The following is a 4,282-nucleotide window of genomic DNA, read 5'->3' as shown; positions in this document are numbered from 1 at the left end:
GCTGTATTCAGAAAACGCGTAAGAGTTGATGAGTTTTTTGTAAAGCTGAATCAAAATTTAAAAAATATTCCGTTAAATATAGTAATGTATTTTCAAGAAATGGCTTTTTCGTGCAAGCACTAAGTAGCCTGGTATTTTGCAGTGTTTATGGAATGCTGGATGAATGGCATCAGTCATTTGTGCCGGGAAGAATGAGTGATATTAATGACTGGCTAGCCGATACCGTGGGAGCGATGTTATTTCTTGGCGGGTATTACCTGTATCAATTGAGATGTTTTAGGTATGTGTAAAACTTAACCTTTCCTTGATATAGGATGTGTTGACGATAGGAAACGCATCATTCGCGGCATAAGTTTGTAATGCGTTTCGTGCCTCAACACATCCTATGATTTTTTACTTGAGCTGTTGGGTCAGGCGGGTACTGATGGATTTAAGATCATAACCCGACTCGATTTTCATCAGGCCTTTATTGAGCATCATGGATCCCATCACCAGCAAAATAACTCCGGAAATTTGCGTAATCCTCTGGGTCATTGCGCCTGATAGCCAGCGTGTAGCCATACCAAAACCTAGCAAGGCCGGTAAGGTACCTAAGCCAAATGCCATTAAAAATTTTGCGCCTTCAATCGGGTCAGCATTGCCGGCAGCCATCACATACATGGCTTGCAAAGGACCACAGCCCAATAGAAAACCAGTGAAAAAACCGATAAAAAAGGGGCTGCGCGAATTACGTCGTTTTTTATTGGCATAGCGTGCCATGGCCTGTGGCTGTTTAATGCGTACTCTTTTTAGTGTTGCAAATAAATTGAGCGTATTGAGTCCAAAAATAATTAAAAACACACCTGCTAATAAGATACTCATACCACTGATAAATGGCGTAATGCTTACCACTGAACCTATAAAACCAAACAGCGCACCAAACATGGCATAAGAAATTGTTTTTCCTGCGCCATAGAGTAAATGTGAGAAATATGCTGAATGCCCCTGCTCTGCATCTTTAACAGTATATCCTATGACAAAATTGCCGCACATGCCGATACAGTGCAATCCGGTAATTAAACCCACCACGAAAATCATGCCGTAACTTAGCTGTGAGCTAATATCAGGCACACTGAACTCATGCCATAATTTGCGCGAGAAAAGCATCAATACAACGATACCGATTAATGCCAGTATCGAAATACTGATTTTGACAAACACATTACCTTTACTAACCGGAGTTAGTCCAGGCTGATAGCCTTTGTCTTCAATAACCTGATAAATATTCTCCAGGCTGGTCTTATTTTTTTCAAAGCTGACGGCACATAGCCCAGCAAGGTAATCAGCTTTGACCTCAATCACCCCGTCTATTTCATTGACCGCCTCTTCTATAACAGTCTCACAACCACCACAGACCATGCCTTTAATATCGATCTTTTTGCTTATTTGCATAAAATATCTATTTCTCTTATTTTTTCACTACAGCTATTGCAAATTCATATCAATCTGTTTTTTAAACCATATTAACAACTTAACTTAGAAATACCCTTGATTTAAATCAAGGCTATGCCGGTCTTTGTATTATGGTCGTTATAGGTTAAACAGTATTTCATTTGCACAATGCTTTGGGGCTATTTCACCAATAGATCACGCATCATACCCATATCCTCATGCTCTAGGTTGTGGCAGTGATACATAAAAATACCGGTATAGTCATTAAAAGGCTTTAGTATGGTGACTTTTTCACCAGGCATCACTAGTACAGTGTCTTTCCAGCCCTTATCCAGAAAGCCTGCAGAAATAGAAGCATACCCTCTTCCTGATTTGCTCCTAACTTCTCGCTTGACCACCTGAAATTGCTCACCATGTAAATGCATAGGATGTGGCATGCCCATCATGCCCCCACCCATACCATGATAGCCATTATCAAATTCCATTAACTGCAAGGTATTAACAGGAACAATCTCATCTTTCCTGATATCGTTCATTTTATAAGAGCGCCCATTAAGTAGCGCTGACATATGACGCATGGATAAGGTTATACGGCGTGGTGAATGCGGATTTTCAGCATCCGCTAAGCGTAATTGTTTTATTGTACTTAAGCGCTTGGGCAAAACATCATTAGCGGACGCTTTTTTACTAACACGTACCTTTAGTACCGTAAAACTCTTTCCGGCATGTGCCTGCCCTCCTCCCATACCACCCATTCTACGGTCACGACCACCGCGCATACCGCCCCCCATTCCTCCCATCATGCCCATACCAGATGAAGAAAATTCCAGGCTACGTAAAGTAACTTCGGCACCGATTGCCTTATCACTAAAATCAACCCAGATTTCACGTCGCTCTGCAGGAGCCAGGGTTAAATAAGGAAGTGTTTCAGGACGTTCTAAAAGCCCGCCATCTGTAGCAATAACTTTGATAGGCGAGCCATCATCCCAGGCTAATTTATAGATGCGCGAATTTGATCCATTTAATAAGCGCATTCGGTAAGCTCGTGTGGCAACAGGTACTTCAAACTCAGGCGTACCATTTACCAGTATCTGTTCACCTAAAAAACCACGCATCTTCATCATCATGCCGCCATCATATTTAAGCTGATTTTGCTGATCAAAGTTACGATCCTGAATCACTAAAGGAATATCAAATTCGCCACGAGGTAATTTAAGCGCCTGCTCTTCATCATCATTGACAATGAAAAATCCTGCAAGCCCTGAATAAACATGCTTGGCGGTTAAGCTATGGGTATGCGCATGATACCAATAGGTTCCAGCCCGATTGAGTATTTCAAATTCATAGACAAAGGTCTCGCCACTATCAATCGCATACATGGGGTTACCATCCATTTTGGAAGGTACATGTAAGCCATGCCAATGTAATATCGTTGCCGAAGGTAATTCATTTTTTAGATAAATACGAACCTTCTGACCTTTATGCAAGCGGATAGTAGGCGCTAGATAACTATCTTCATTGGTAATAGCATTCTTATCACCTTTTAATACTTTACCAATGACTTTCCAGACCCGGGTTTCTGGACCACTAAAAATCGGTGTATATCGGACTTCTCCTGTCAGGCTAATTTCTACATCTGGATTAAAATCAAGCGACGCATGTCTCCCCACCTTCATTGTCTTGGCATTTATCAGACCAGGAAATGTTGCTAATGCTGCTGTGGCTAAGGCACTAGTACCTGCAAATTTTAAAAGTTTACGACGCTGGGTATTAACGTTTTTGTTCATAACAACTCCTGACTATAATGTGCGTTAGTTATTTATAATATACTTATTATTTTATGTAAAGTTATTCTGCAAAGACTTTGCCTTTTATCTATTCTAATTACGTACAAAAATCCATCTTCGCATATTGTAATCCATCTAGTTCACTACTTGTTGTTTCAATATCGTTCCTCCTTCGGCAACACCCAAGTCCCAAGAAATCACATTACATTTAGCTTGTAACAGAAAGAAAATTGGAGCGAACTATCACTTAGGCTTTCATAATTGGCCTGACCCTTGGCGATAATTAGACCTGCCTGTGCAAAACGTTTACGAAATAACTCTGAACATTGATCAAGCAAGGCACCAAGAGCACTAGACCCATTATCAATAATATTTGCCACTGGCTCAATGCCGGCAGCAACTGCATCTTCTCGGGTTGCATCATTTATAATCGGGCCAGATTTGACCACATAGCTGACAGGAAGATCAAGAGTTTCGATCAGTACTCTGTCAAACACAGTCTCACCCGCATTATCTGCCAGATAAAGAACAGCCACACTCTGAGCTAAAGCATTACGTAATGCTGCCAAATCATTAATAGCAAAAGCTTGCGTCAGAACACGCTCCAGTGTTGCCTCCAGATCATAGCTCTCAGCAACGCCTAGATCTATGATATTGCCAGCATTAGTATTTAAGCATACCGAATCCAGCGATAAAATCAGCCATTATTTTTCAGCATGTTTATGCCCATGCTCATGAGGTTCAGCATCTTTGGTGATCAGGTTTCCTTGCAAATAATCCTCAACAGCTTTATCAGGATTAGTTTCAATTGTGATCAACGATTCAATACCCATGTTTTCAAGTCGCTTTAGCAGGCCGGTACTAGGCTGTCGAAATATAGCATTCAAATTGTAAATATCTATAATATTCAATGCCTTGAAAAATATATTCTGATTACAAGGCGACATATAGTCCCGAATCAGCTCTCTAATTTCTCCCATTTATTAAATAATCAATCACTTACAAATATGTGGAAGGATTAACTTTGCCATAATCCAGCCCTATTTTCCTTTGTAATTTATCAT

Annotated in this window: 5 protein-coding genes; 1 reads left to right on the top strand and 4 read right to left on the bottom strand. The window is 40.6% G+C overall.

What is annotated here, in order from left to right:
- Positions 1-110: 110 nt before the first annotated feature.
- On the top strand, positions 111-290 hold the full coding sequence (locus BTHERMOSOX_RS09500) for a VanZ family protein (protein ID WP_138120885.1): 180 nt from the start codon (positions 111-113) through the stop codon (positions 288-290).
- 103 nt (positions 291-393) lie between these two features.
- Here the strand turns inward: BTHERMOSOX_RS09500 and BTHERMOSOX_RS09495 are convergent, their stop codons facing one another.
- The 4 genes from BTHERMOSOX_RS09495 to BTHERMOSOX_RS09480 all read right to left on the bottom strand — a co-directional run bounded on the left by BTHERMOSOX_RS09495 (position 394) and on the right by BTHERMOSOX_RS09480 (position 4,105).
- Positions 394-1,431: an urease accessory protein UreH domain-containing protein gene (locus BTHERMOSOX_RS09495; protein ID WP_138120883.1), complete on the bottom strand. Its 1,038-nt coding sequence runs from the start codon at positions 1,429-1,431 to the stop codon at positions 394-396.
- A 179-nt stretch (positions 1,432-1,610) separates the two neighbouring features.
- Positions 1,611-3,218, bottom strand: coding sequence for a multicopper oxidase family protein (locus BTHERMOSOX_RS09490; RefSeq protein WP_138120881.1), 1,608 nt, complete (start codon positions 3,216-3,218; stop codon positions 1,611-1,613).
- Between the two features lie 197 nt (positions 3,219-3,415).
- Positions 3,416-3,826 (bottom strand): ARMT1-like domain-containing protein, encoded by a 411-nt coding sequence (locus BTHERMOSOX_RS09485; protein WP_346654952.1) that lies wholly within the window; start codon positions 3,824-3,826, stop codon positions 3,416-3,418.
- Between the two features lie 96 nt (positions 3,827-3,922).
- On the bottom strand, positions 3,923-4,105 hold the full coding sequence (locus BTHERMOSOX_RS09480; RefSeq protein ID WP_138120879.1) for a hypothetical protein: 183 nt from the start codon (positions 4,103-4,105) through the stop codon (positions 3,923-3,925).
- Between the last annotated feature and the right edge of the window lie 177 nt (positions 4,106-4,282).

This window comes from Bathymodiolus heckerae thiotrophic gill symbiont, assembly GCF_900128515.1.
Classification (GTDB): domain Bacteria; phylum Pseudomonadota; class Gammaproteobacteria; order PS1; family Pseudothioglobaceae; genus Thioglobus_A.
The sequence above is the reverse complement of the archived record's forward strand: the minus strand, read 5'-3'. Positions and strand labels throughout refer to the sequence as shown.